This is a genomic window from Bacillus sp. FSL P2-0099, from assembly GCF_038007445.1.
Taxonomy (GTDB): Bacteria; Bacillota; Bacilli; order Bacillales; family Bacillaceae_G; genus Bacillus_A; species Bacillus_A mycoides.
In genome coordinates, this window is the sequence record NZ_JBBOXE010000001.1 from 1,319,684 (window position 1) to 1,344,541 (window position 24,858).

General features: G+C 34.3%; 26 protein-coding genes, 2 pseudogenes and 1 riboswitch. Of the genes and pseudogenes, 23 read left to right on the forward strand and 5 right to left on the reverse strand.

What is annotated here, in order from left to right:
• The first annotated feature begins 12 nt into the window (after window positions 1-12).
• The 7 genes from phnX to cbpA all read left to right on the forward strand — a co-directional run bounded on the left by phnX (window position 13) and on the right by cbpA (window position 8,252).
• Entirely contained in the window at window positions 13-807 is a 795-nt protein-coding gene (phnX, locus tag MKY90_RS06745) for a phosphonoacetaldehyde hydrolase (protein WP_078184147.1), read from the forward strand.
• 16 nt (window positions 808-823) lie between these two features.
• Complete coding sequence (gene phnW / locus MKY90_RS06750) at window positions 824-1,921, forward strand: 2-aminoethylphosphonate--pyruvate transaminase (RefSeq protein ID WP_098167311.1); 1,098 nt, start codon at window positions 824-826, stop codon at window positions 1,919-1,921.
• On the forward strand, window positions 1,918-3,102 hold the full coding sequence (locus MKY90_RS06755; protein ID WP_341090876.1) for a saccharopine dehydrogenase family protein: 1,185 nt from the start codon (window positions 1,918-1,920) through the stop codon (window positions 3,100-3,102). Before phnW ends, MKY90_RS06755 begins: the two co-directional genes overlap by 4 nt.
• 40 nt (window positions 3,103-3,142) lie before the next feature.
• Entirely contained in the window at window positions 3,143-3,925 is a 783-nt protein-coding gene (locus MKY90_RS06760; RefSeq protein ID WP_002030497.1) for a DeoR/GlpR family DNA-binding transcription regulator, read from the forward strand.
• Window positions 3,926-4,363: 438 nt separating this feature from the next.
• A complete protein-coding gene (locus MKY90_RS06765; protein WP_341090878.1) occupies window positions 4,364-6,622 on the forward strand; it encodes an NEAT domain-containing leucine-rich repeat protein in 2,259 nt (752 codons plus the stop codon).
• Window positions 6,623-6,871: 249 nt separating this feature from the next.
• Window positions 6,872-7,501, forward strand: a complete 630-nt coding sequence (locus MKY90_RS06770; protein WP_002011549.1) for a class II aldolase/adducin family protein — start codon at window positions 6,872-6,874, stop codon at window positions 7,499-7,501.
• 127 nt (window positions 7,502-7,628) lie between these two features.
• On the forward strand, window positions 7,629-8,252 hold the full coding sequence (gene cbpA / locus MKY90_RS06775; RefSeq protein WP_002086818.1) for a cyclic di-AMP binding protein CbpA: 624 nt from the start codon (window positions 7,629-7,631) through the stop codon (window positions 8,250-8,252).
• 67 nt (window positions 8,253-8,319) lie between these two features.
• Here cbpA and MKY90_RS06780 read toward each other — a convergent pair whose 3' ends face one another.
• Window positions 8,320-9,090 carry a divergent polysaccharide deacetylase family protein gene (locus MKY90_RS06780; protein ID WP_002011545.1) on the reverse strand — a complete coding sequence of 257 codons (771 nt, stop codon included), beginning with the start codon at window positions 9,088-9,090 and terminating at the stop codon, window positions 8,320-8,322.
• Window positions 9,091-9,578: 488 nt separating this feature from the next.
• Here MKY90_RS06780 and MKY90_RS06785 point away from each other — a divergent pair, with 488 nt between their 5' ends.
• Complete coding sequence (locus tag MKY90_RS06785; RefSeq protein WP_002011543.1) at window positions 9,579-9,860, forward strand: aspartyl-phosphate phosphatase Spo0E family protein; 282 nt, start codon at window positions 9,579-9,581, stop codon at window positions 9,858-9,860.
• A gap of 29 nt (window positions 9,861-9,889) precedes the next feature.
• Here MKY90_RS06785 and MKY90_RS06790 read toward each other — a convergent pair whose 3' ends face one another.
• Complete coding sequence (locus tag MKY90_RS06790) at window positions 9,890-11,386, reverse strand: DUF3149 domain-containing protein (RefSeq protein WP_061675919.1); 1,497 nt, start codon at window positions 11,384-11,386, stop codon at window positions 9,890-9,892.
• A 194-nt stretch (window positions 11,387-11,580) separates the two neighbouring features.
• Here MKY90_RS06790 and MKY90_RS06795 point away from each other — a divergent pair, with 194 nt between their 5' ends.
• From MKY90_RS06795 to MKY90_RS06810, 4 genes are all read left to right on the forward strand, one after another.
• Window positions 11,581-12,027: a MarR family winged helix-turn-helix transcriptional regulator gene (locus MKY90_RS06795; protein WP_002011538.1), complete on the forward strand. Its 447-nt coding sequence runs from the start codon at window positions 11,581-11,583 to the stop codon at window positions 12,025-12,027.
• Window positions 12,028-12,187: 160 nt separating this feature from the next.
• Window positions 12,188-13,882 (forward strand): M3 family oligoendopeptidase, encoded by a 1,695-nt coding sequence (locus MKY90_RS06800; protein ID WP_098167314.1) that lies wholly within the window; start codon window positions 12,188-12,190, stop codon window positions 13,880-13,882.
• 139 nt (window positions 13,883-14,021) lie between these two features.
• Window positions 14,022-14,555, forward strand: coding sequence for a DinB family protein (locus MKY90_RS06805; protein WP_002030551.1), 534 nt, complete (start codon window positions 14,022-14,024; stop codon window positions 14,553-14,555).
• A 105-nt stretch (window positions 14,556-14,660) separates the two neighbouring features.
• On the forward strand, window positions 14,661-14,777 hold the full coding sequence (locus tag MKY90_RS06810; protein WP_000038354.1) for a DUF6254 family protein: 117 nt from the start codon (window positions 14,661-14,663) through the stop codon (window positions 14,775-14,777).
• A gap of 9 nt (window positions 14,778-14,786) precedes the next feature.
• Here MKY90_RS06810 and MKY90_RS06815 read toward each other — a convergent pair whose 3' ends face one another.
• Window positions 14,787-15,995, reverse strand: a complete 1,209-nt coding sequence (locus MKY90_RS06815) for an ATP-binding protein (RefSeq protein WP_063217419.1) — start codon at window positions 15,993-15,995, stop codon at window positions 14,787-14,789.
• A gap of 208 nt (window positions 15,996-16,203) precedes the next feature.
• Window positions 16,204-16,247, forward strand: a riboswitch (PreQ1 riboswitch).
• Window positions 16,248-16,340: 93 nt separating this feature from the next.
• On the opposite strand from MKY90_RS06815, the gene queC reads away from it, so the two are divergent.
• The 4 genes from queC to queF are packed head-to-tail and all read left to right on the forward strand — an operon-like array spanning window position 16,341 to window position 18,719.
• Complete coding sequence (gene queC, locus MKY90_RS06820; RefSeq protein WP_002168840.1) at window positions 16,341-17,003, forward strand: 7-cyano-7-deazaguanine synthase QueC; 663 nt, start codon at window positions 16,341-16,343, stop codon at window positions 17,001-17,003.
• Window positions 17,003-17,494, forward strand: a complete 492-nt coding sequence (queD, locus tag MKY90_RS06825) for a 6-carboxytetrahydropterin synthase QueD (RefSeq protein ID WP_002011526.1) — start codon at window positions 17,003-17,005, stop codon at window positions 17,492-17,494. Before queC ends, queD begins: the two co-directional genes overlap by 1 nt.
• The gene (gene queE / locus MKY90_RS06830) at window positions 17,487-18,203 is read left to right on the forward strand and encodes a 7-carboxy-7-deazaguanine synthase QueE (RefSeq protein ID WP_063217420.1); all 717 of its coding nucleotides are present in this window, start codon (window positions 17,487-17,489) and stop codon (window positions 18,201-18,203) included. Before queD ends, queE begins: the two co-directional genes overlap by 8 nt.
• 18 nt (window positions 18,204-18,221) lie before the next feature.
• Window positions 18,222-18,719, forward strand: a complete 498-nt coding sequence (gene queF / locus MKY90_RS06835) for a preQ(1) synthase (RefSeq protein ID WP_002086808.1) — start codon at window positions 18,222-18,224, stop codon at window positions 18,717-18,719.
• A 50-nt stretch (window positions 18,720-18,769) separates the two neighbouring features.
• Here queF and MKY90_RS06840 read toward each other — a convergent pair whose 3' ends face one another.
• The gene (locus MKY90_RS06840) at window positions 18,770-18,955 is read right to left on the reverse strand and encodes a YkvS family protein (protein ID WP_002064385.1); all 186 of its coding nucleotides are present in this window, start codon (window positions 18,953-18,955) and stop codon (window positions 18,770-18,772) included.
• 253 nt (window positions 18,956-19,208) lie between these two features.
• Between MKY90_RS06840 and MKY90_RS06845 the strand changes: the two genes are divergently transcribed.
• A complete protein-coding gene (locus tag MKY90_RS06845) occupies window positions 19,209-19,367 on the forward strand; it encodes a hypothetical protein (RefSeq protein ID WP_002086806.1) in 159 nt (52 codons plus the stop codon).
• Between the two features lie 81 nt (window positions 19,368-19,448).
• The gene (locus MKY90_RS06850; protein ID WP_063217421.1) at window positions 19,449-20,051 is read left to right on the forward strand and encodes a histidine phosphatase family protein; all 603 of its coding nucleotides are present in this window, start codon (window positions 19,449-19,451) and stop codon (window positions 20,049-20,051) included.
• 60 nt (window positions 20,052-20,111) lie between these two features.
• On the opposite strand, the gene MKY90_RS06855 is transcribed toward MKY90_RS06850, so the two are convergent.
• Window positions 20,112-20,690, reverse strand: coding sequence for a GNAT family N-acetyltransferase (locus MKY90_RS06855; RefSeq protein WP_002011516.1), 579 nt, complete (start codon window positions 20,688-20,690; stop codon window positions 20,112-20,114).
• Between the two features lie 261 nt (window positions 20,691-20,951).
• Here MKY90_RS06855 and MKY90_RS06860 point away from each other — a divergent pair, with 261 nt between their 5' ends.
• The 5 genes and pseudogenes from MKY90_RS06860 to MKY90_RS06880 all read left to right on the forward strand — a co-directional run.
• Window positions 20,952-21,146, forward strand: coding sequence for a hypothetical protein (locus MKY90_RS06860; RefSeq protein WP_002011514.1), 195 nt, complete (start codon window positions 20,952-20,954; stop codon window positions 21,144-21,146).
• Between the two features lie 25 nt (window positions 21,147-21,171).
• Complete coding sequence (locus MKY90_RS06865; protein ID WP_002011512.1) at window positions 21,172-21,489, forward strand: hypothetical protein; 318 nt, start codon at window positions 21,172-21,174, stop codon at window positions 21,487-21,489.
• Between the two features lie 477 nt (window positions 21,490-21,966).
• Window positions 21,967-22,326, forward strand: coding sequence for a class Ib ribonucleoside-diphosphate reductase assembly flavoprotein NrdI (gene nrdI / locus MKY90_RS06870; protein WP_000959445.1), 360 nt, complete (start codon window positions 21,967-21,969; stop codon window positions 22,324-22,326).
• Window positions 22,313-23,011 (forward strand): annotated as a pseudogene (locus MKY90_RS06875) (ribonucleotide reductase N-terminal alpha domain-containing protein); the annotation flags it as partial. The gene nrdI and the pseudogene MKY90_RS06875, both read left to right, overlap by 14 nt.
• A 401-nt stretch (window positions 23,012-23,412) precedes the next feature.
• Window positions 23,413-24,798, forward strand: a pseudogene (locus tag MKY90_RS06880) (ribonucleoside-diphosphate reductase subunit alpha); the annotation flags it as partial.
• Between the last annotated feature and the right edge of the window lie 60 nt (window positions 24,799-24,858).

A 24,858-nucleotide genomic window follows, 5' to 3' on the forward strand; every position in this document is an offset into this window, starting at 1 on the left:
GTGATGGATAGAATGAAAATTGAAGCAGTTATTTTTGATTGGGCAGGTACGACAGTTGATTACGGATGTTTTGCACCATTAGAAGTATTCATGAAGATTTTTCATAAACGCGGTGTTGAAATTACAGCAGAAGAAGCTCGTAAACCAATGGGGTTATTGAAGATTGATCATGTTAGGGTATTAACGGAAATGCCTCGTATTTCGAATGAGTGGAAGCATGTCTTCGGACAATTACCAACAGAAGAAGATATTCATGAGATGTATGAAGAGTTTGAAGAAATTCTCTTTGCTATTTTACCGTACTATGCCACGCCAATTGATGGGGTAAAAGAAGTGGTTTCTTCACTACGTGAAAGAGGTATTAAAATTGGATCAACAACTGGTTATACGAGAGAAATGATGGACATTGTTGCAAAAGAAGCAGAAATACAAGGGTATAAACCTGATTTTCTTGTGACGCCAAATGATGTTCCAGCAGGTCGTCCATATCCGTGGATGTGTTATAAAAATGCGATGGAACTCTGTGTATACCCAATGAATCATATGATAAAAATTGGAGACACCGTGTCAGATATGAAAGAGGGTAGAAATGCTGGAATGTGGACAGTTGGTGTAATCCTCGGTAGTAGTGAGCTTGGTTTAACGGAAGAGGAAGTTGAGAATATGGATCCGTTAGATCTTCGTGAAAAAATAGAAGTAGTTCGTAATCGTTTCGTTGAAAATGGGGCTCATTTTACAATTGAAACGATGCAGGAGCTCGAAAACATAATTGAACATATCGAGAAACAAGAACTTATTATTTCATAAAGGGGGGCACACGATCATGAATGAAAATCACTATTTATTATTAACACCAGGACCATTAACGACAACAAAAACTGTAAAAGAAGTTATGTTATACGATTGGTGTACGTGGGATGTTGAATATAACACGATGGTGCAAGATGTAAGAAATAGGCTTGTATCGTTAGCGACAAAGGAAGAAGAAAAGTACACAACAGTTTTAATGCAGGGAAGCGGTACGTTTGCGGTTGAAGCAGTAATTGGTTCTGTTATTCCTAGAAACGGAAAGCTGCTAGTTTGTACAAATGGTGCGTATGGTAAGCGGATTGTACAAATGGCAGAGATGTTACATATAGATGTGGTGGTCAGTCAAACAGAAGAGTGGGAGCCTACTAATATTGCAGAAGTAGAACAGTTATTACAACAAGATAAAGAGATTACGCATATTGTAGTTGTTCATTGTGAAACAACTACAGGTATTATTAATCCAATTGTAGACGTATGTAAATTGGGAAAACAATACGGAAAAGTTACACTGGTTGACGCAATGAGTAGTTTCGGTGGTATTGAAATAGATATCGCTGAGTTGCAAATTGACTTTCTAATTAGTAGTGCGAATAAATGTATTCAAGGTGTTCCCGGATTCGGTTTTGTCATCGCAAATCGTGATGAACTATTGAAATGTAAAGGGCAAGCTCGTTCTTTATCATTAGATTTATATGATCAGTGGGAAACGATGGAAGAGCAAAATGGGAAATGGCGCTTTACTTCACCTACACATGTTGTACATGCTTTTTATCAGGCATTACTTGAATTAGAAGAAGAAGGCGGGGTAAGAGCCCGTTACAATCGATATTATAGCAATCAAAAACTACTAGTGCACAAAATGAAAGAAATGGGCTTTAAGCCATTAGTAGATGAAAAATATCAATCTCCTATTATTACATCTTTCATTTATCCAGAAGCAGGATTTGAATTTTTGCAGCTATATAATGAATTAAAGCGATATGGATTTGTTATTTATCCAGGCAAAATTTCGAAAGTAGATACGTTCCGCATTGGGAATATCGGTGATGTACATGAAGAAGATATAAAACGTTTAGTTGATAGTATTGCTAAAGGAGTTGTTATAGGATGAAAGTATTTTGTTTAGGTGGAGCAGGTAAAATTTGTCGTGAAGCAATTTTAGATTTAGTTCAATTTTCATCTTTTGAGACGATTACGGTAGCCGATTTTAACGAAGAAGAGGGCCGTAAAGTAGTAGAGTGGTTAAATGATCCTCGTGTTGATTTTGTGAAAGTCGATGTGACAAATCATGAGGATACGGTCGCAAAAATGAAAGGCTATGACATTGTAATGGATGGTACGACGATAAAGTTAAATGGATTGTCTACTCGCTGTATCGCAGATGCCGGCTGCCACGGTGTGAACTTAAATGGATTCGGTGAAGAAAATGAATCCCACTCTAAATTTGTTCAACATGGAACAACATGTTTACCTGGGTTTGGTATGACACCAGGTGTAACGCAAATGATGGCCATGCATGCAGCAAATCAGCTAGATACTGTAGAGTCAGTTCGAGTAAGTCATGGCTCGTATCGTCCAATTGCTTTTTCTGCATCAATTACAGAGACAACGACATATGAATATGATCCACATTTGCCGACGCGTACAGTGTATGAGGAAGGTGAATTTAAGCAAGTACCTCCGTTTGCGCGCCCGAGAGAAATTGAATTACCAGCACCTTACGGAAAAACAATGCAGTATATAATCCCGCATTCAGAAACGATTACGTTAGCGAAGGCACTGGAAGATAAAGGTGTACAGCTTATTGAAACAAGAGGAACTTGGCCAGAGCAAAATATGCAGCTCGTTCGTGCTTTATATGATTATGGTATATTGCGTAATGATCAAATTGAAATAAACGGTAAAGAAATTGGTATTATGGATTGTATTTCGAAGTATCTATTAAAATCGAAAGAAGGACAAGCAACAGAGCTTTATGGTTATGCACTTCATGTAGAAGTAGTAGGTATGAAAAATAATCAAGAACAAAGGCATGTGTTATACCATACGCATCCGCTATCTGACGGTTCTGTAGTAGGTTGGGAGAAATTAAGGGCCTATACAAGAAATGTTGGTATCCCATTTGGAATCGCTACAGAGTTAATTGCAAAAGGAGTAGTTAATAAGGCCGGTGTTATTACTCCTGAAGAAGCTTTCGAAAATCCACAAATTATTTTTGACGAACTAGAAAAGCGCGGTATTTATATTCATGAAGAGATTTTCACTGAAAAAGAAAATTATAACTTTGTATAAGTAAGACAGTTTATGAGGTAGATATAAATGGGGTGAGGCTATGTCTGTAGTAGGTGAAGAGAGAAAGAGGACAATTCTTGAGAAGGTAGAGTTTAAAGGAAAAGTAAAAGTTTCAGAATTAGCGAGAGAGTTCGCAGTATCAACAGAGACGATTCGTCGGTATTTAGAAGAATTAGATCGTGAAAAAAAATTGAAGAAAGTGTACGGTGGAGCCGTTCAACTTCCGGGAGCTGGGATAGAGGCACCGATGTTAGAACGAGAGATGCTGCATATAGAAGAGAAGAAAAGAATTGGGTATAAAGCAGCAACGTTTGTGGAAGATGGAGATGTTATTGCGATTGATGATGGAAGTACACCACTTCAAATGGTGCCATATCTTGTTCATCGTAAAAATTTAACGATTGTAACAAGTTCATTTCCAGTAGCAACACAATTAATTTCTTCTATTAATAAAAAGATGTTTCACGGTGAAGTTTTATTTATAGGCGGGAAAGTATCTCCAAAACATTCACGTGTGTCGGGATCTATTTCACAGCAAGTAATTCATCAATTTCATTTTCATAAAGCATTCGTTTCGATTGATGGGTTGTTGCAAGGTTTTGGGGTTTCTAGCTTTGAATTAGAAAAGGCGAAACTGTCAGAAGCGATGATGAAATTAGCTGAGAAAACGTATATTTTATGCGATCATACAAAGGTAGGCGTAAAAGGGAACTACCGAATAGCAGGATTTTCTCGTATTCAACATATTATTTGTGATAAGAAAATGCCCTATAGTTTTGAAGAAGAAGTCAAAAAGCATAATATTCAATGGACAGTTTGCTAAATGAATTGAATACGTTAAAACTCCCACCTAATTTTTAGGTGGGAGTTTTACTATCAGCAAGTAAAAAAATAAAAGCTTTGTATTTATGCAAAAAGTGGACACATTTTCTCATCTCGTTCATATAATTTACCAATACAAAAAAAGTTGGTCGAAGGAAAGAAGGGAAATTATGTCGGAACGGATATATAATAAACTTGTATTGTATGCAAATATTTTGCAAAAAATTGGTGTTATTAATGAAAAAGAAAAAAGTGAAATCCTTCATACGATAGGCAAAAAAGCCCTTTGAGTAAAGGGTTTTTTATTTTTTATCTATGGAAATATAAACTTAATGTAATATTCTTGTTGACAATGATAATGAGATTCATTATCATTTATTATGTTAGCAATTGATAGTGATTATCAATTGAAATATATATAAGATAAGGGGATATTATTTTGAAAAAAAGTTATATTAAAGCTCTAGTAGTAGCAACAACATTAGCTATTCCATTTGCTGCGTATTCTACTCCAGCGTTAGCAGCAATAAAAATTGAAGCAAACCAGTCGGTAGCAGCAGCCAGTGATCGCACGTATGATACTGAGGTTAAAATATATAAGGATCAAAAAGATGAGCCATCTATGGTTTCTCAGTACATAAAAAATCCTAAAGTAGCAATTGAAGATGGGAAAAAAATCGTTACTGTAACAATACAAGATAGCGATTATTTTCAATATCTTAGAATAGAAGATAGAAATCAACCTGGTGTATTTCATGATGTGAAAGTTCTGTCAGAAGATAAAAGAAAAAATGGAACGAAAGTAGTCCAATTTGAAATTGGCGAATTTGAGCAGAAGCACAATATGCAAATGCATATATTTATTCCGGCTATTGGATATGATCACAAATATCAAGTTCAATTTGAAATTAAAGATCCAACTGTAGGTGAAAAAGAAACAGAGAAACCAGATGATAACTCTAATTCAGGCAATACGGAAACAGATAATCCAGTTGATAATCAAAATATGATAACAGATAACAAATTAAGAGAACTTGTTAATAAAAAAGTATTTAATAGAAAAGATTTAAATACACCAATTACGAAAGAAGAGTTATTACAAGTAAAGGACTTGTTTTTAAACACGAATGAGATTCTGGATTATAGTGCATTAAAATATATGCCAAATTTAAAATCTTTAACAGTTGCGAATGCGAAGATAACAGATCCGTCGTTCTTTGCGAATTTAAAGCAATTAAATCATTTAGCTTTGCGTGGTAATGAATTTTCAGATGTAACACCACTTGTTAAGATGGAAAATTTAGAATCTCTTGATTTGAGTAATAATAAAATTACAAACGTTGCACCACTAATTGAAATGAAAAATGTAAAAAGTTTATATCTATCAGGCAACCAAATAGAAGATGTAACAGCATTAGCGAAAATGGAACAACTAGATTACTTGAATTTAGCAAATAATAAAATTACGGATGTTGCTCCATTAAGCGCATTGAAAAATGTAACATACTTAACTTTAGCAGGTAATCAAATTGAAGATATTAAACCGTTATATTCATTACCTTTAAAGGACTTAGTATTAACGCGTAATAAGGTTAAAGATTTATCGGGTATTGACCAAATGAATCAATTAAATAAATTATTTATCGGTAAAAATCAAATTGAAGATGTGACACCACTTGCTAAAATGACTCAGCTTACAGAATTAGATTTACCTAATAATGAGTTAAAGGATATTACTCCATTATCAAATCTAGTAAACTTACAAAAACTTGATTTAGAAGCAAATTATATTTCAGACTTATCGCCAGTTAGTAAGTTGAATAAGTTAGTATATTTAAGTTTTGTTGCAAATGAAATCCGCGATGTTAGACCAGTAATAGAACTAAGTAAGAAAGCTTATATTAATGTCCAAAACCAAAAAGTCTTTTTAGAGGATACAGAAGTAAATAAAGAAGTAAAAGTACCTATATACGAAAAAGACGGCGAGGTATCTACAAAAATTCGTCTGAAGAGTGATGGTGGTACGTATAGTAATGGTGTAGTGAAATGGAGTACACCAGGTGAGAAAGTATATGAATTTGGTGTGAAAGATCCATTTGCGGATACAGGAATCTTCTTCACAGGGTCTATTATTCAAAATGTTGTAAATGAAAAAGTAGTGGAAGAAGTAATTGAATTTAAAGATGTGCCAAAGGGTCATTGGTCAGAAGAAGCAATTAACTATTTAGCGAAAGAAAAGTTATTTATAGGCTATGGAAATGGGCAATTTGGATTTGGTGACAACATTACTCGCGGGCAAGTAGCACTTCTAATACAAAGGTATTTAAAATTAGACACTGATTTAGAACAAAAAACGATGTTTACAGATACGAAAGGAAATATGTATGAAAAGGCTATTGATGCAGTGGTACAAGCTGGAATTATGACAGGATACGGTAATGATAAGTTCCGTCCAGATGGAGTATTAACTCGTTATGAAATGGCAGTGGTATTACAAAGAGTATTCCAGTTAAAGGAAAATGAAAATAGTGTAGAGAGCTTTAAAGATGTGCCATCTGGTCATTGGGCGGAAGGATATGTGAAAGCTTTAGTGGATAATAAAGTATCAAAAGGTGACGGCAAAGGTAATTTTTCAGGTGATGATTTCGTAACACGTGAACAATACGCACAATTTTTATATAACGCAATAATTAAATAACAAATGAGAAAAATACGTTATTCTTTAATAAGAAGAATAACGTATTTTTTATATGTACAAAATCAAATGCTAAATAGACAGGAGTGTTTACATGTGATAGGCCTATTTTTCCGATAGGTGCTGAAACCATATTGACAAAAAGGCATTCTCGTGTGATAATTCAATTAAATTTTTAGAATAATCAAAAAACATTCCTTTTATATAGAAAGGATTTGAATATTATATTAATATTACGCCGGGGGTGACGAAATGTTATTTTTTCTGAAAAAATGGAACGAATTAAAAGATGTGAAAGCAGAATTGGCACTTCGCGATTGGTTTTATGGTACGAAAATTAGTTTATCTATGTGTACGTCAAAAGAGCCATTAACATTTTTAGTGAATGTAGAGGGAAGAGATAAAGGGGTATTTTCTGAAGAAGATTTTATTGTCGTAAATTGCATGTGTGAGCCAGTATTTGAAAACGAAGAAAAACCAGCTATAGAGTCATTTATGCATGCGGATATTTATAAAAAAAGTAGTGCAGAATGCATTTTACAAGTACAGACTGTAGATAGTCATTTAATGTCAGAGCTATATGGGAAAGAAGGAGAAGTAACATTCGAAAAACGTAGTGTGGAACGTGTTTTTGGAAAAGACGGTATTACAGAAATGACAATTCCAATTGTAGAAGATGAAAAGAAATTCGCTAATTTATTAGAAAATAATGTTCCGAATTTTATTGAAGGTGGAGGAGTAGTCCTTGTTCATAATTACGGAATGATCGTGTGGGGGAAAACTCCAGAAGAAGCGAAAAAATGGTTGGAAGGTATAGAGTATTTAATGAACTATCACGTAAAGCTTTTAATGATAAAAGGGGCAAAAAGTTCTGTTATATAAAGATGTATTCACAGAGATTACCATCCCTTAAAAAAATGAAAGCGTTTTAAAAAGAGATTTTACTCATAAAATATAGGTCTCCTTATTATATATAGATTACATGTTGACATGTAAGGAGGAACATATTTTGCGAGTTAAATATCATTTTCTGCCAAAACAGCAGGTGACATTTTGCAAAACGAATGATTCTGGTGAAAAGGCGTTACAAATTATGAATGAAACGGGATTTCGCGCAATTCCTGTATTAGCAGAAAATGAGAAGGAATTCACGGGGATTATTTATAAAGTAGATCTTTTAGAAAAGAAGTGTAATAGCAGATTAGAGGATGTAAGTACAGAAGATGTACTGGAAAGTCCAAATTCGTTTATTTTTGAAAAGGATTCTTTTTTTAGAGCTTTTTACGTTATTCGTCGTCTCCCGTTTTTAGCGGTTTTAAATGAGTATAATGAATTTGTCGGCATTTTAACACATTCTAATGTATTTGATGTCATTGAGGATTCGTTCGGTATGCGGACGGGTGGTTATATATTAACAATTGCAACACAAGATTGTAAGGGAACAATTAAAGAGCTTGGGACATTATTAAAAGCATATAATATCGGTGGACTGTTTACTCTTGATAACGGTGATCAATATATTCGCCGTGTTATCGTAAATATATCGGATGAGTTAAATGAAAAAAAATTAAAGCAATTAATTGAAAAGATAGAGAAAAAGGGATTCAGGGTGAGTCATGTAGATTATATTTAAGTTGAAAAGGAAAGGTACCTATCTGCTATGTGTAGATAGGTATCTTTTTTAGTGCAAGAAATGAATTTTATTTTGAAACAGAAGGTGGAGACAATGCTAAATCAGATAAAAAAATAAAGTCTGCATGCTCACGAATTTTAGGAATAGAAGTTTCGATAATACGTGATGTAATTTCACCTGGAGCCCCAACGTGTCCGATAGCTACCATAATGGGTTTGTCTTGGATTTTTTTTATGAGTAATTGTGCTTGTTTTGAAATGTGACTTACCGTATATACATCATCAAAAAATAATTGGTTTTCAATAATAGGAACGCCTAATTCTTTACCGATTTTTGGGACAACACTATTAGGGTTTGTTTTACTATCTAAATAAAATAAACCGTGCTTTTTACAGGCAGAAAGTATAAGACGTACAATTCTTTCATCAGCGGTTACTTTTGATCCCATATGATTGTTCATTCCTATTGCATGAGGTATTTCTTGAATTGCTTGTTCGAGTCGGTTGTTTATTTCTTCATCGCTTAAATCTGTTGTAATCGCTTTTGGTCCAAGCCACTCTTTTTTTCCTCTAATTGGTTCCATTGGCATATGTATAATAACTTCATGCCCTTTTTTATGGGCAGCTATTGCATCTTGTTTAGTAGAAGGAAGAAATGGCATAACAGCAACAGTGAGTGGAATAGGAAGTGATAACATCTTATCTGTGCCTTTCATATTATTGCCGAAATCATCGATGACAATAGCAACTTTATTCGTATGAGCGTTTGCTTGAATAGGAAAGAGGAAGAATGGTATGAACAGGGTGAAGATGAGAACTGTAATAGTATATTTGCGCATATAAATATTTCCTTTCTATTTTATCCCGCTATTTGCGGACAGTAAGACTCCCACCTCAAAATTTGGCTGGAGTAAAGAAGTTAGGTGGAAAATCCACTGCCCGTAAACGCCCGATTGGTGAAGGCTAATAATTAGTGGGGATGGACAAAACCCCCACTGATTAAAGTTCACTTTATCAATCATCATTATGTTTTGCGTTTTTACATAAATTAAACAAAAAATGTCGAAGAAAAGTACATTGAAAATAGAGAATCCACTGTTTACGGAGTATTTACAAAAAAGAAGATGAAAAAAATGTCTATTATTGCGAATGTATTTACAAAGATAGAATAATTTGTAATAATTCTCAAAGTGAGGGTAAAGATTTGTAAATTACAGGAGAAAAATGTTAAATTTTCTGATTCTTCAATTTTAAATAGAATTAAGTGTTTAAAGGGCTAAAGTAGAAGAGGCGTTGAGAGTATGGAAGAAAAATAAGGGGGATATGGATGTTTACTGTAAAAAGGAAGTACACATTAGAAAAGCTTTCGCATGATATTCATATGAAACGTGAAGAAATGATTCATTTAGGATTAACAAGTGGGTTAAATAGTATGGAGACAATTCAAGTTAGTCAAGAATTGGACAAGCTTATCGTACAGTATCAGCGTTACAAAGAAAAACAAACACCGAAATGGTTTTCAATTATAAAGGTTCCTATTTTTCAAATTGGGTATGAAGGGAAATCAAACAATTTTTGGAGAATGTTTGTAGCTGGTTTTATGAAATAAGTATAATTACCCTTTTAGGATAAGGATAATTATACTATGTGTAATGGAATCTCTATATGAACTGTCGTTCCTTTGTTTTCTTTACTATCAATAAATATATGCCCATTGTACATCTCTACAATTCGTTTACATATAACAAGCCCAAGACCTGTTCCAGTATCTTTATTAGTAAAGAACGGATGAAAGAGGTGTTTTTGAATATGTTTAGGAATCCCTTTTCCAGTATCAATAATTTGCAAGTGTGCGTGTTTTTCGTTGTTTGTTACTACAATGGTTAATGTATCACCAGAAGCCATAGCTTCAATTGCATTTTTTGTAATGTTTAAAACCACTTGTTTCATATGGTCTTTTGAGCAACGTATATGAACAGGGTGGTCTGGCAAATGTAAATGAAATACAATGTTATGTAGATTCGCTTCAGATTGGATAATTAATGCTACCTCATTAAGAATCGTTCTTACATCATATGTTTGTTCAATGATGGCAGTTGGTTTTCCAAGAATAAGAAATTCGCTTACAATTTCATTAATTCGCTCTATTTCTTGTTCGATTACGGAAAAGTAGAACTGATCCTGTTCATCTTTATATTTCTCTTTTAACAGAGCAACGAGTCCTTTAATTCCAGTAAGAGGGTTACGGATTTCATGAGCTGTACTAGCTGCAAAAGTTCCAACCAATTCAATTTTTTGTAGTTCATTTTGTTGTCTTTCTAGTTTTGTTTGACGTTTTAATAACATATATTGAGCAAGTAAAAATAAAATAGACATTAAAAATAAAGTAGCTATACACTCTATTGAAACTAACTGGTATAAAGTTTGTTGATGAATAGGTAACGGAGAAACAGAGACTTTCCAATTTAATCTTTGGAGTGGGGTAGTAAGCATGTTAGAATGCCCATCGCTTGTTTCGTTATTATCATCGGTTAGAAAAACTACATCATGTTTATCAGTCACTTCGAAATGATATTGTGGTTTAATAGCATTTAAAGAGGCTGAAATGTAGTCAAAGCGTAAACTTGCTAATAATAAGCCTGAGAGTTCCTTTTGTCTATTAAATATTGGAGACGCAATCATAATAGCTTGATGTCCAAGAACGCGATCTGTAATAACTGATGATACAGTTGTTTTCTTAGATTGCAATGCATCTTGGATGTATTGGCGGTCAGAAACATCAATAGGCGGCGAATCGCCTTGGGATGCGAGTGTAATCATCCCATCTGTCGTAGCGTAATATAGACCGGAAAAACGTTCATCATTTCCATCGGTATCATGTACAATCTGTTTAATCCCATTGATGTTTCCAGTTTCGGTCCCTACGACTTTTGCGAGCATTTCTAAGGCAGATATAGCTTCACCAAGGTGATGGTCTAAATAGTCTCTATATAAAAAGAGAACAGTGTGAGCAGATAGTTTGTTTGCCTGTTTCATTTGATAAGTGTGATATGAAAAAAATGTGGCACCAATCCCTATCGTTGGCAGTATAACAAGCAGTATGTAAAAAACTATGCTTTGTAATTTGACTTTCAAATTTGGTACTCCTTCTTTTTTTATTATCATTATATATAAACTATGTTAAAATTGTCATGTTTTTATTCAAGAATCATTTGTATTACATTAGGGAAAGGAAAAGGAATGAGTGAATATTCATTCGGAAGTTGTAATGAGGTGCTACGTTGCTTTTCTTTTTGTTGCGGAGAATTTAAGTGAAGGGTTGAAATGGTATGACATCAAATAATGAGCGAGAAGACATTTCTCAATCTTTAAAAGTATTTATTGCATTATCCCGTGTACATCGTTCTGTTATGGATACTACAAATAAATCCATACAAAGTAACGGATTAAATCCAACTGAGTTTGCTGTATTAGAATTACTATATCATAAAGGAGGCCAACCACTTCAGCAAATCGGTGAGCGTATTTTAATAGCTAGTGGCAGCATTACATACGTTGTAGATAAGCTAGAGAAAAAAGGGCTTGTAAAACGAATTCCATGTCCAAATGACAGGCGTGTTATTTATGCACAATTAACGGAGTCTGGAGAGAGCTTTATTGCTTCTATTTTTCCAGGTCATGAGCAAGTTATATATCAGTCTTTTGAAATGTTAACGAAGGATGAGAAGGATGAATTACTCGAGCTATTGAAAAAAATTGGAAAGTATGAAAAATGATGATATGTTCCAAAGGAGCTTTGGATAAAGAAATCCAAGGCTTTTTTGTATGCATGTATTTATGATATCATCTACCGCATTTTGCTGAAGAATAAGAGGAGATTTGTAAGTAAGAATTGAATTATAATAATGATGCATATAATGGAGAGGGGGCTCGTTCATGTCATTTAAAGACTATGAATATAAACGGCCAAATATTGAAGAATTAAAAGGGAAATTTACTGTTGCTTTAGAGAAGTTTGATAACGCAAAAACTGTGGAAGAACAAAAACAAGTTATCAATTCAATTAACGAAATTCGTAATGACTTTGGTACAATGGGTAACCTTTGTTACATTCGTCATTCTGTTGATACGACAGATTCCTTTTATAAAGATGAGCAGGATTTCTTTGATGAATTCTCTCCAGTTGTACAAGGGTATGGTACAAAGTATTATAATGCGTTAATTCATTCTCCATTCCGCGAAGAATTAGAAGCGTATTATGGAAAGCAATTATTTGCTCTAGCTGAATGTGATTTAAAAACATATTCAGATGAAGTAGTGAAAGATTTACAATTAGAGAATAAATTGTCTTCACAATATACGCAGTTATTAGCATCTGCAAAAATTGACTTTGCAGGAGAAGAAAGAACGTTATCGCAACTTATTCCGTTTATGCAAGGAAAAGAAAGAAGTGAACGTAAAGCAGCAAGTGAAGCATACTACGGATTTTTAGCTGAGAACGAGGAAGAGTTAGATCGTATTTATGATGAGCTTGTTAAAGTGAGAACGAAAATCGCAAAAACACTTGGTTTTAAAAACTTTGTTGAATTAGGATATGCAAGAATGTATCGTACAGATTATAATGCTGAAATGGTAGCGAACTATCGTCAGCAAGTATTAGATTATATCGTTCCAGTTGCAACCGAGTTAAGAAATAGACAAAAAGCACGCATTGGTGTAGAAAAGCTCGCTTATTATGATGAAAACTTTGAGTTTGCTACAGGTAATCCAACTCCAAAAGGCGATGCCGATTGGATTATTAATCACGGGAAAACGATGTATAAAGAATTATCAGCTGAAACAGATGAGTTTTTTAATTTCATGCTCGATAATGATTTATTAGATTTAGTTGCGAAAAAAGGAAAAGCTGGTGGTGGATATTGTACATATATCGAGAATTATAAAGCGCCATTCATCTTCTCAAACTTTAATGGAACGTCTGGGGACATTGATGTATTAACACATGAAGCTGGTCATGCTTTCCAAGTATATGAAAGTCGTAAGTATGAAATTCCAGAATATAATTGGCCAACATATGAAGCATGTGAAATCCATTCAATGAGTATGGAATTCTTTACATGGCCATGGATGAAGTTATTCTTTGAAGAAGATGCGGATAAATATTATTTCTCACACTTAAGTTCAGCACTTCTATTTTTACCGTACGGTGTATCTGTAGATGAATATCAACATTATGTATATGAAAATCCAGAAGCATCGCCAGCAGAACGTAAGTCAGCATGGCGTAACATAGAGAAGAAGTATTTACCACATCGTGATTATGAAGATAATGATTATTTAGAGCGTGGTGGTTTCTGGCAACGTCAAGGTCATATTTATAGCTCACCTTTCTATTATATTGACTACACGTTAGCTCAAATTTGTGCACTGCAATTTTGGAAACGTGCAAGAGATAATAGACAAGAGGCTTGGGAAGATTATGTGAATCTTTGTCAACAAGGTGGAAGTAAATCATTCTTAGAATTAGTAGAAGTTGCAAATTTAACATCACCATTCGCTGAAGGGTGTGTAAAAAGTGTAATTACAGAAATTGAAGCGTGGTTACGTGCTGTTGACGACACAAAATTGTAAAAAAACATGCACTTTTTTCCTATGTTTAACATCGACATAATAGAAAAATGATGAGATAATAAAAGAAAATTCAGAATTATTTTAGGGGTGTTTCTAATGGGGAGCGCCCCTTTTCACCAACAAAAGGGGGGAAAGCACTATGCTTCAATCTAATATGGATGTTAGTTTAGAAACTTTAGTCCACTCATTACAGTCTACACGAAGCACGCTGTTATCAGAAATTGAAATGTTAAATGATACGGAGGTGAATGTAAAGCCACGCCGTGATAAATGGAGTATTATTCAAATTTTGCATCATTTGCATTTAGTTGAACAGTCTGTCACATCTGCCCTTGTATATGCTTTGCAAAAAAAAGAAAGAAAACTTGCTCCATTTAAAGACCTCCAACTTACGCTTGATCGCACACATAAAAGGGAAGCTCCTCAACAAATGAAACCAACAGAAACATTAATGAAAAAACTGCAAGGAATTCAATTACTAGAACATTCACGACAAGAATTATTACATGCCCTTCATAGTGTAATAGATGAAAAAGAATTATTTGAAAATGGATTAAAACATCCTATTTTTAATGATTTGAATTTATATCAATGGGTTCAATTTCTAGATTTACACGAACAAAGACATCTTACTCAGCTAAAAGAAGCGAAACATGCAATTTTACAGCGTTAAAATGAAAGAAGTGGGGAACCGCTTCTTTTCTTTTTTACTCATGCATAGTTTTCTTTCTCATTTTGGAATACTACATGGAGAAAAGAAAAGAAGGAGTTGAAAAGCATGTCAAAGAAAAAGAGAGAAGAAGAGCGCGCCTGGAAAGCTCGGAAAGAAAATCAAAAGCCACATGGGAAAGTGAAAGCTTTTGCAGAATTAGTTGAAGGAACAGAAAAAACGTGATGAAGTTCATCACGTTTTTTGTATGAGTGGGAAAGTTAATAAGAAGGTTGTACCTGTCCCTTTTTCGCTTATAATATCAATCTTTCCATCCATTGCTTGAATGACGCTGAAGACGACCATCATTCCGAGTCCGGTCCCTTTTTCTTTCGTTGAGTAGAAAGGTGATCCAAGGCGTTTTATTTGTTCTTGATCCATACCAACTCCTGTATCTTTTATATATAATTGTATATGTTTATGGGCTGGAACTAATGTAAGAATAAGGTCGCCACCTGTAGGCATAGCCTCAATACAATTTTTAAAAATATTTAATAAACATTGGTTCAGTTTTTGCTTTTCGCCAGCGATAAAGAAAGATGTACTTTGTTTTATATAATTTATACGAACATTTGCTAAATTGGCGAGAGGTGTGATCAAAGACAACGCATGAAGTAATTCTTCCTCTACTTGTAATTGTTGTTCTTTTTCAATACTCGGTTTTGCAAAAGTTAAGTAGTCTGTAAGAACGTGATTTGCTTGTTCGATACCATTAATGGCTATGTCGATATATAATTTTCGTTCTTTCTCAGAACATGCATCTGACTGTAAAAGTTGTAAAAAACCTTTCGTTGCAGTTAAAGGATTACGAATTTCATGAGAGATAGAAGCTGCCATTTCGCCGATTAAATGAAATTTCTCAGCGTTCATAAGTTCATTTTGGAGACGAACTTGCATTTGTAATATGTGTAGTAAATATAAAATAAGGATCGTACCAATCATCGTACATAGTTCGTACACAATGATATGTGGTATATAATCTGCCTCATTTGTAACACTTGCAAGGAAAAATGGTATCCAACCAAATCCATAAGTAAGACTGTAAAAAATAGCAAGTGTTATTTTTATATGATTAGAACTTCGATTAAAAAATTTGTATGTTAATAGTAGAACAATAAATAGGAGAATAGAAGCGATAAAGGATGGAAACGCACCTATTCCTCCCAATAAAAAGCGATAAATGTTTAATACAGCTAAAATAGAGCCACCAGCAATAGGCCCTCCCGTTAACGTGCCGACAATTAATACGATATGTCGCATGTCGAACTGAAAACCATTATTTGTTTTTGCTGCGAAAGTGATACATAGTATGGTAGCGAGGCAACACAATACAATAAATATGGCTGAATTTAATTTAGGAGATCGTTTCCCTTTCTGATTCCAAAATAAATGATATACGAGCATTGTAACGAGAATAGATAATATATTTAAAAAGAGGTAAATAATAAAGAGTTCCAGTGGGATGCCTCCTCTCTTCTAACATTAAATTAATCATACTATAAAATGAAATAAATGAAATGCGAAATAGCGGAAAAAATCAGAAATTTTTTCTGGTAGTATACAATATGTTACAATAATCTTTGTCAATGAAAGAAGAAATTCCGTGCACTGCATGGGAGAGGTTCGCGAACTCCCTCTATAAAAAACTATGGAAACAACAATATCATTAGGTATTGTTTTGTTTTTTTATTGTGACAGTTCAAGAACGTTCTTTCTTCTTATTCGTAGTAGAGAAGGAGAATGAGTGAAATGAAAAAAGAAAAAGCAGTTGTTGTTTTTAGTGGTGGACAAGATAGTACAACATGTTTATTTTGGGCGATACAGCAGTTTGAAGAAGTGGAAGCTGTAACATTTAACTACAATCAACGTCATAAATTAGAAATTGATTGTGCAGTGGAAATTGCGAAAGAGCTAGGAATTAAACATACGATACTAGATATGAGCCTATTAAATCAACTTGCTCCAAATGCGTTAACGAGAACGGATATGGAGATTACACATGAAGAAGGTGAATTGCCATCAACATTTGTAGATGGACGAAATTTACTATTTTTATCATTTGCGGCTGTATTAGCAAAACAAGTTGGAGCACGTCATATTGTAACGGGTGTATGTGAAACTGATTTCAGTGGTTATCCAGATTGTCGTGACGTGTTTGTGAAATCATTAAACGTTACATTAAATTTATCTATGGATTATCCGTTTGTTATTCATACACCACTTATGTGGATTGATAAAGCAGAGACATGGAAATTATCGGATGAACTTGGAGCATTTGAGTTTGTTAGAGAAAAAACATTAACATGTTATAACGGAATCATTGGTGATGGTTGCGGTGAATGTCCAGCATGTCAACTTCGTAAAGCGGGATTAGATACGTATCTACAAGAACGCGAAGGAGCGAGCAATTAATGGATAACTTTTTTGGATTTCGCATCGTAGAAAATTTGCAAAAAATGGACAAGGATATTCAGCGTGAACAACTCAAATATCATAATAAAAGAGTAATGGTCAGCAAGGAATTTACATTTGACGCAGCGCACCATTTACACTGCTATGAAGGGAAATGTAAAAATTTACATGGACACACATATAAAGTTGTATTTGGAATTAGCGGATATGTAAATGAAATAGGCCTTGCAATTGACTTTGGAGATATAAAAGAGATTTGGAAAAATGAAATAGAAATTTATTTAGATCATCGTTATTTAAACGAAACATTGCCAGAAATGAATACGACTGCTGAAAATATGGTCGTTTGGATTTATGAAAAGATGGCAGAAGCATTAACGAAAGATAATCGTGCGAACGAATATAAGGGAGCTCGTGTTGAATTTGTTCGTCTTTTTGAGACGCCGACTAGTTATGCGGAAGTAAGACGGGAGTGGATGCTCGATGAGTAAAATCCCCGTCTTAGAAATATTTGGTCCAACCATTCAAGGAGAAGGGATGGTTGTAGGACAAAAGACAATGTTTATCCGTACAGCGGGCTGTGATTATAGCTGTGCTTGGTGTGATTCTGCTTTTACATGGGATGGATCGGCCAAAGAGCAAATTAAACAAATGACACCGGAAGACATTTGGAATGAGCTTGTAGAAATTGGTGGAGAAAATTTTTCTCATGTTACGATTTCGGGTGGAAATCCTGTTTTGCTGAAAAATATGCAATTTCTTCTTTCTATATTAAAGGAGAATGGAATGCGAACAGCGGTAGAAACACAAGGGAGTAAATGGCAAGATTGGTTGCTTCAAATAGATGAGGTAACGATTTCTCCAAAACCACCAAGCTCAACTATGAAAACAGATTTTCAGATGTTAGATTCTGTTATTCATAAACTAGCAGGGAAAGATTTTAGTTTAAAAGTAGTAGTATTCGATGATCAAGATTTTGAATATGCAGTTAAGATGCACGAGCGTTATCCGAATGTACCATTTTTCTTACAAGTAGGGAATGATGATACGAAAACAGTGGATGATGCGGTGCTTATAAAAAAACTATTAGAAAAATATGAGTGGCTTATTGAAAAAGCTGTGAATTGTAAAGAAATGAATGATGCGAAAGTACTGCCTCAGCTTCATGCGTTAGTATGGGGAAATAAACGAGGGGTATAATGAGAAGGGATGTTTAAAATGGCAGGAAGATTAGATGAAGATTTAAAAGATGTAACATTATTAGGAAATCAAAATACAAAATATTTATTTGAATATAGCCCGGAAATTTTAGAGGTATTTGATAATAACCATCCAAACCGTGATTACTTTGTAAAATTCAATTGTCCTGAATTTACAAGTTTATGTCCGAAAACAGGACAACCAGATTTTGCAACAATTTATATTAGCTACATTCCAGAACAAAGAATGGTAGAGAGTAAATCTTTAAAGCTATATTTATTTAGCTTCCGAAATCATGGTGACTTCCACGAAGATTGCATGAACGTTATTATGAATGATTTAATTAAATTAATGGATCCACGCTATATTGAGGTATGGGGGAAATTTACACCACGTGGTGGTATTTCAATCGATCCTTACTGTAACTACGGCCGCCCAGGAACTAAGTATGAGAAAATGGCAGACTACCGCATGATGAATCACGATTTATATCCAGAAAAGATCGATAATCGTTAATATAGAAAGAAAGGATCTGTATGATATACAGATCCTTTCTTTCTATTATATTATGCATGTTGATTAATGACAGTATAGTTTTTATGGCTTACAACTGTAAGAGGTTCCATATCTAGTTCTCTAAAATTCTCCATAATTGTTATATCAACAATAACGGAGTTTTGATTTACCTTTTGAACACGGCCTTGCATTCCACCTTTAAATTCAATGATATCTCCAGTTTCTGCGATCTGCATAAGCAACTCTCCTTGTTCCAGTTTTCCCAAAAAAAGAATAATTTGGGCTTTTTTATTTCTTCTTATTTTGAACTATATTTACTACTTTGTAAATGTTTCCAAAGTAAAAATTCGAAAAATATTCACTTTTTGTAAGAAAATATGTAAAAAATATTGTTTAGGAGAAGAATGATGAAAATGCATACATCTTTATACGGGAGTATAATAAAAGATACAATGACCTACTAAAGTGGGAGAAATTAGGGGCTGGAAAATGATGTTTGAAATTGTGGGGAGCTTTATAGCGATTTTATTATTTTTATTTTCATATATACAGTTGAAGAAAGTGCGTCATCATGAAACAACTACATATTTTGATGGACTGGATGGTGTGCACACTTCGATAACACATGATAGTGGTGGGGATATATAACTTTCTTTTTATGCATGGTATGATGGCAAGAAGAAATAGTACGTAATATAGTTCGTAAGTGATGAATGGGGAGTGGAAAGAATGCGAATTTCTTTTATTCGTCATGGTCGTTTGGACAGTACTATAGAGCCAATGACAATTATTTCATTTCGTGAATGGATGAAGCAATATGATTTAGGGACTACAGTAAAAGAAACTCCTATACCAATTGAAACAATTGAGGCGATTGAATCAGCGAAACTGGTTGTAACGAGTGATCAAAGGCGCGCTGTACAGTCAGCGGCTGAGTTATTGGATTCCCTATCTTTTGTGCAAAATCCTCTTTTTAGGGAAGCTGAAGTTCCAACGAGTTTTTATGCTCCAAAATGGTTGAAATGTAAACCGAATGTATGGATGTTTATTGGACGTACACGATGGATAGTTGGTTATAGTAAAGAGGTTGAGTCTTATAAGGAAGTACGAGAAAGAGCAAGGCAAGCCGCTAATATGTTGCACCGCTATGCGCTCGTACATGGACATATTGCCCTTGTAGGTCATAGTTATTTTAATGCGATGCTTGGGACTGAACTGAGGGCAATGGGGTGGTCTGGTTCGCCTATTTTTCATAGGAAGCCATGGGGATGTACAACGTATACATTTCATGAGGCGATGGATGGAAATGTATTAAATACAAAATTAATTTAAAAGAGGCTGTCCCTTTGGCAGCCTCTTTCTCTACATAACAAGTAAAAAAGAATTGTCCTTTTAAGATATAGAAACCAATGACCGTAATGGTTTTATTAGATGGGCATACGGTTCACCGACGAGCATAACGGTTTTATCTTCTTTGTAACCAAGTTTTTCATATAGTGAAAAAGCGCGTTTGTTTTCTAAATTAACAAGTAAGGCGATTTTTTCATGCCCTTTTTCAGTTGCATGAAGTTCAGCTGCATCGATTAATTTAGAGCCAATACCACGTCCACTGTACATACTTGAAACTGACAACGTGTCAATATAATACTCATCAAGTTCAGCTTCTTTTTCTAACGTAATGGATTCATCTTCATGTAGTTCTCTTAAGTAGTGTATGATTGGTGCATCAAGTTGTTCAGCGTCACTACCGTGATAAACGACAATAACCCCAACTACCTTTCCACCTTGTTCAGCCACTAAACAGTTTTCATAGCTCAATCGATTATTTTCTTTTACGAACCATGTTTCAAGTCCTAGTATTACTTTTGCTTCAACTGTGCTACCTGTGATTTTTTCAGCAATTTCGTGCAGAGCGTTATACAATAAAGGTGCTACTTCTACCGCATCTGTCTTTTTTGCTTTCCGAATCATAGTATCCCTCCTAGTTCTAAATATATATTGTAGCATAAAATAAAATATCAAACAGTGATTTGGAACTTTGTTATACAGGGTATCAAAAAGTTTGATATAGAGAAGTAGCTATGTTAGTATATGATATTTAGTGCGAATATAATAAAGTGATATAGATATAAAAATAATGAAAGTGAATTACATAATAGTAACGGGATAATTTTACCGTTGTCGACCTATAGAAGATGCGATAGAATAAAATATTGCAGAGAGGTGAAATACATGGATAAACAATTAGCAAATACAATTTTGGATCAGCTGAAAAATGATGAAATAAAGGAGTATGTTGCGACGAAAGATGTATTTTATACGTTCAGAGAAGTTGTTGTAAATCGAGAAGATTTTAAACATATTATCGGGAACGCACAGCGCGGTGGACAGGTAATTTATACATATTCAGAAACACCACGTTCATAAATAGAAGGTAAAGGAGAGGAGAATTATGGGGGATTTTAAACAAGGCATATTGCCACATTGGGATTATATGTGGAAAGATAGAGCTGGGAATAGGTTTATGGGAATGGTTATGTATCCAGAGAAACGAAAATGTTCAGCAAAAATGCTTCAGAAAATAAAAAGGGCGTATGAACAAGCAGTAGAAATTAAAGTAACGGTACAAGTTCAACATACATATCAGTACGTAGAAGGAATGATCGTATACTTTGATGAAGAAGCTCCTGTATGTACAATGCTCGATAAAGATGAGAATCCACATCATATATTTGTAAGAGATATTTTGCGTATTGAGCACCCTGAATAATTTTTTTCATAAATAAATTGAAGTTCCATAATAATAATCTTTTTCTATAATAGTTATCTTTTAGTATGTAACGAGGAACGAAAGAATATGTATAATATTTAATAAAGTAAAATTGATAAATGTAATCGTTTGTTAGAACAGATTATCGTTTAATATCTGTTCTTTTTTGCGTGATGCTGGAGAAATATATTACTCCAGCATTTACTGTTTTATGACAAAAAATATTGGTAACTTTTTTAAAAATAAGGTTAAATTCGTTGACAACTTTTTTGAAAAGCACTTTATTGACATGAGTTTTAGAATGTTGTTTCATAGTCTTTGTATTGAAAAAAATCGACGGTCATGTCGAAAAGTAAAAGTTAAAAAAAGAAAGAATTTATACATATATCTTGTGTCTTATTTTGAAACGTAATACAATATATAGAGAAATCAAGAAACGACATACAGAGAATATAGATTGGAGAGGGAGGGTCGGAAATGTTAGTTGCATATGATTCTATGACAGGAAACGTGAAGCGTTTCATTCACAAATTAAATATGCCGGCCGTTCAAATTGATGAAGCTCTAGTATTAGATGAAGACTTTATTCTTATTACGTATACAACAGGTTTTGGAAATGTACCGGAACGTGTTTTAGACTTTTTAGAACGCAATAATGAAAAATTAAAAGGCGTATCTGCAAGTGGCAATCGTAATTGGGGAGACATGTTTGGTGCAAGTGCTGACAAAATCTCTACTAAATATGAAGTGCCTATTGTATCAAAATTTGAGTTATCTGGAACAAATAATGATGTAGAATATTTTAAAGAAAGGGTGCGGGAGATTGCGACACATTGAACTGAATAATGAAATCACGCAAATGCAGGACGGTTTTTATCAGCTTCATAAAGATAAAGAGGCATTAGAAGTCTTTATGGAAGAAGCTAGAGAGAATACCGTTCATTTTAATAGCGTAGCAGAGCGAATGGAGTATATGAAAGAACATGATTACTATTACAACGTTCTGGACGAGTATAGCTTGGAGGAAGTAGAAGGAGTTTATAACATCGCTTATGGTGAAAACTTCGAGTTCCAATCTTATATGGCAGCATCTAAGTTCTATAAAGATTATGCGTTAAAAACGAATGATCAAAAACAATACTTAGAAAGCTATGAAGATCGTGTAGCAATTGTTTCATTATACTTAGGACGCGGTGATGTTGCGAAGGCAAAACACTTCGCAAGCATGATTGTAAAACAAAACTACCAACCAGCGACACCAACCTTTTTAAATGCGGGACGAAGCAGAAGAGGAGAAATGGTGTCTTGTTTCTTGTTAGAGATGGATGATAGCTTAAATTCAATCGGCTTTAACATTAATACTGCAATGCAATTATCGAAAATCGGTGGTGGAGTAGCTTTAAACTTATCTAAGCTACGTGCACGTGGTGAGCAAATTAAAGGTATTGATAACGCCGCAAGTGGTGTAGTACCTGTTATGAAATTACTTGAAGATTCGTTTTCGTATGCGAATCAGTTGGGTTAACTTTATGGCTCAACTATAAAACCAGGTCAATTGCTGGAACGCCTGAGTATATCAAGGTAGGATACTACGAAGAAATTACGTAGCGAACCCTGAAAATCCAAGATTGCAGGAAATCAGCAGCCGAGCTCCTAAATTTATTAGATAAGGAGAAGGTTCAACGACCAAGTGGCTATGTAGGTGACTAAGTAGCTCGAACCTGGCTTCTCAAAACAACCAAATTCAAAGGGTGTATACATTTATTATAGTTTATGCCATATTCATGTGCATCAAACATATGATAAATGGTTAAATGAAGAATTTGGCGAGAAGAAGATATGGTCTGAACTCTATAGCGATATAGAGAGGATAGCAGAAATGACTATCCCCCATACGTTTTGACGATATGGAGTAACAATATGCAACGAAAAGGTGCAGGTGCAGTATACTTAAACATTTTCCATTGGGATATTATTGAATTCCTTGATACCAAAAAAATAAATGCCGATGAGAAGAGCCGTATTCAGTCTCTATCAATCGGAATTATCGTTCCAAGTAAGTTCTTTGAGCTTGCTGAGAAAAACGAACCTTTCCATGTTTTCGCGCCTTATACAGTATTTAAAGAGTACGGAAAACATTTAGATGATATAGATATCGACGAAATGTACGATGAATTAATGAGCAATCCGAAAGTGAAGAAGAAGCCACTAGATATTAGTGCGCGTGATATGCTTATTAAAATTGCTATGATTCAGCTTGAGTCTGGTTACCCATACTTAATGTTTAAATCAAATGCAAATAACCAGCATCCACTGAAGGATATTGGAACTGTGAAGATGTCGAACTTATGTACAGAAATCTTCCAGCTACAAGAAACTTCTGAAATAAATGATTACGGTACAGAAGACATTATCCGCCGTGATATTAACTGTAACTTAGGATCGTTAAATATCGTAAACGTAATGGAAAATAAAGAAATTCGTGAAGCAGTTCATGCGGGAATGGAAGCTTTAACAGCTGTTTCTGATATGACGATCATTCCGAATGCCCCAACTGTGAAAAAAGCAAATGATGAGCTTCATTCAGTTGGACTTGGAGCAATGAACTTACATGGATATTTAGCAAAAAATAAAATCGCTTATGAAAGTGCTGAAGCGAAAGAATTCGCTCGTACATTCTTTATGATGTTAAATTACTACTCGATTGAGAAAAGTATGGAGATCGCTAAAGAAAAAGGCGAAACATTTAAAGACTTCGATAAGTCTGATTATGCAAACGGCACATACTTTGAAAAGTATGAAACGACAGATTACAGCCCAGTAACTGAAAAAATTCAGCAATTATTTGAAGGAATTCATATTCCAACAAAAGAAGATTGGACAAGTTTAAAAGAGCAAGTACAGAAGAATGGTTTATACAACTCATATCGTCTTGCAATCGCTCCGACACAATCGATCAGTTACGTTCAAAATGCAACTTCAAGCGTAATGCCAATCGTAAGTCAAATTGAATCAAGAACGTATGCGAATGCGACAACATATTATCCAATGCCGTATTTATCAAAAGATACGTTTTGGTACTATAAATCTTCTTATGATATGAATCAGTTTAAATTAATTGATTTAATCGCAGAAGTTCAAGAACATATTGACCAAGGAATTAGTACAATTCTTTATGTTAATAGTGATATTTCAACACGTGAGTTAGCACGTTACTACATTTATGCACATAAAAAAGGCTTGAAGAGTCTTTATTATACGAGAACACGTAAATTAAGCGTGGAAGAGTGCGTGGCTTGTACCGTTTAATATAAAAAGTGAGACATTATGAGCAGGGTTTTTCTGAACCCTGCTCATGCTTAGTTATCA

Bases quoted from the DNA above. Each gene is read 5' to 3' on its own strand.
- phnX (WP_078184147.1), top strand. From the start codon at position 13: ATGAAAATTGAAGCAGTTATTTTTGATTGGGCAGGTACGACAGTTGAT.
- phnW (WP_098167311.1), top strand. From the start codon at position 824: ATGAATGAAAATCACTATTTATTATTAACACCAGGACCATTAACGACA.
- MKY90_RS06755 (WP_341090876.1), top strand. From the start codon at position 1,918: ATGAAAGTATTTTGTTTAGGTGGAGCAGGTAAAATTTGTCGTGAAGCA.
- MKY90_RS06760 (WP_002030497.1), top strand. From the start codon at position 3,143: ATGTCTGTAGTAGGTGAAGAGAGAAAGAGGACAATTCTTGAGAAGGTA.
- MKY90_RS06770 (WP_002011549.1), top strand. From the start codon at position 6,872: ATGTTATTTTTTCTGAAAAAATGGAACGAATTAAAAGATGTGAAAGCA.
- MKY90_RS06780 (WP_002011545.1), bottom strand. From the start codon at position 9,090: ATGCGCAAATATACTATTACAGTTCTCATCTTCACCCTGTTCATACCA.
- MKY90_RS06785 (WP_002011543.1), top strand. From the start codon at position 9,579: ATGTTTACTGTAAAAAGGAAGTACACATTAGAAAAGCTTTCGCATGAT.
- MKY90_RS06795 (WP_002011538.1), top strand. From the start codon at position 11,581: ATGACATCAAATAATGAGCGAGAAGACATTTCTCAATCTTTAAAAGTA.
- MKY90_RS06800 (WP_098167314.1), top strand. From the start codon at position 12,188: ATGTCATTTAAAGACTATGAATATAAACGGCCAAATATTGAAGAATTA.
- MKY90_RS06805 (WP_002030551.1), top strand. From the start codon at position 14,022: ATGCTTCAATCTAATATGGATGTTAGTTTAGAAACTTTAGTCCACTCA.
- MKY90_RS06810 (WP_000038354.1), top strand. From the start codon at position 14,661: ATGTCAAAGAAAAAGAGAGAAGAAGAGCGCGCCTGGAAAGCTCGGAAA.
- MKY90_RS06815 (WP_063217419.1), bottom strand. From the start codon at position 15,995: ATGCTCGTATATCATTTATTTTGGAATCAGAAAGGGAAACGATCTCCT.
- queC (WP_002168840.1), top strand. From the start codon at position 16,341: ATGAAAAAAGAAAAAGCAGTTGTTGTTTTTAGTGGTGGACAAGATAGT.
- queD (WP_002011526.1), top strand. From the start codon at position 17,003: ATGGATAACTTTTTTGGATTTCGCATCGTAGAAAATTTGCAAAAAATG.
- queE (WP_063217420.1), top strand. From the start codon at position 17,487: ATGAGTAAAATCCCCGTCTTAGAAATATTTGGTCCAACCATTCAAGGA.
- queF (WP_002086808.1), top strand. From the start codon at position 18,222: ATGGCAGGAAGATTAGATGAAGATTTAAAAGATGTAACATTATTAGGA.
- MKY90_RS06840 (WP_002064385.1), bottom strand. From the start codon at position 18,955: ATGCAGATCGCAGAAACTGGAGATATCATTGAATTTAAAGGTGGAATG.
- MKY90_RS06845 (WP_002086806.1), top strand. From the start codon at position 19,209: ATGATGTTTGAAATTGTGGGGAGCTTTATAGCGATTTTATTATTTTTA.
- MKY90_RS06850 (WP_063217421.1), top strand. From the start codon at position 19,449: ATGCGAATTTCTTTTATTCGTCATGGTCGTTTGGACAGTACTATAGAG.
- MKY90_RS06855 (WP_002011516.1), bottom strand. From the start codon at position 20,690: ATGATTCGGAAAGCAAAAAAGACAGATGCGGTAGAAGTAGCACCTTTA.
- MKY90_RS06860 (WP_002011514.1), top strand. From the start codon at position 20,952: ATGGATAAACAATTAGCAAATACAATTTTGGATCAGCTGAAAAATGAT.
- MKY90_RS06865 (WP_002011512.1), top strand. From the start codon at position 21,172: ATGGGGGATTTTAAACAAGGCATATTGCCACATTGGGATTATATGTGG.
- nrdI (WP_000959445.1), top strand. From the start codon at position 21,967: ATGTTAGTTGCATATGATTCTATGACAGGAAACGTGAAGCGTTTCATT.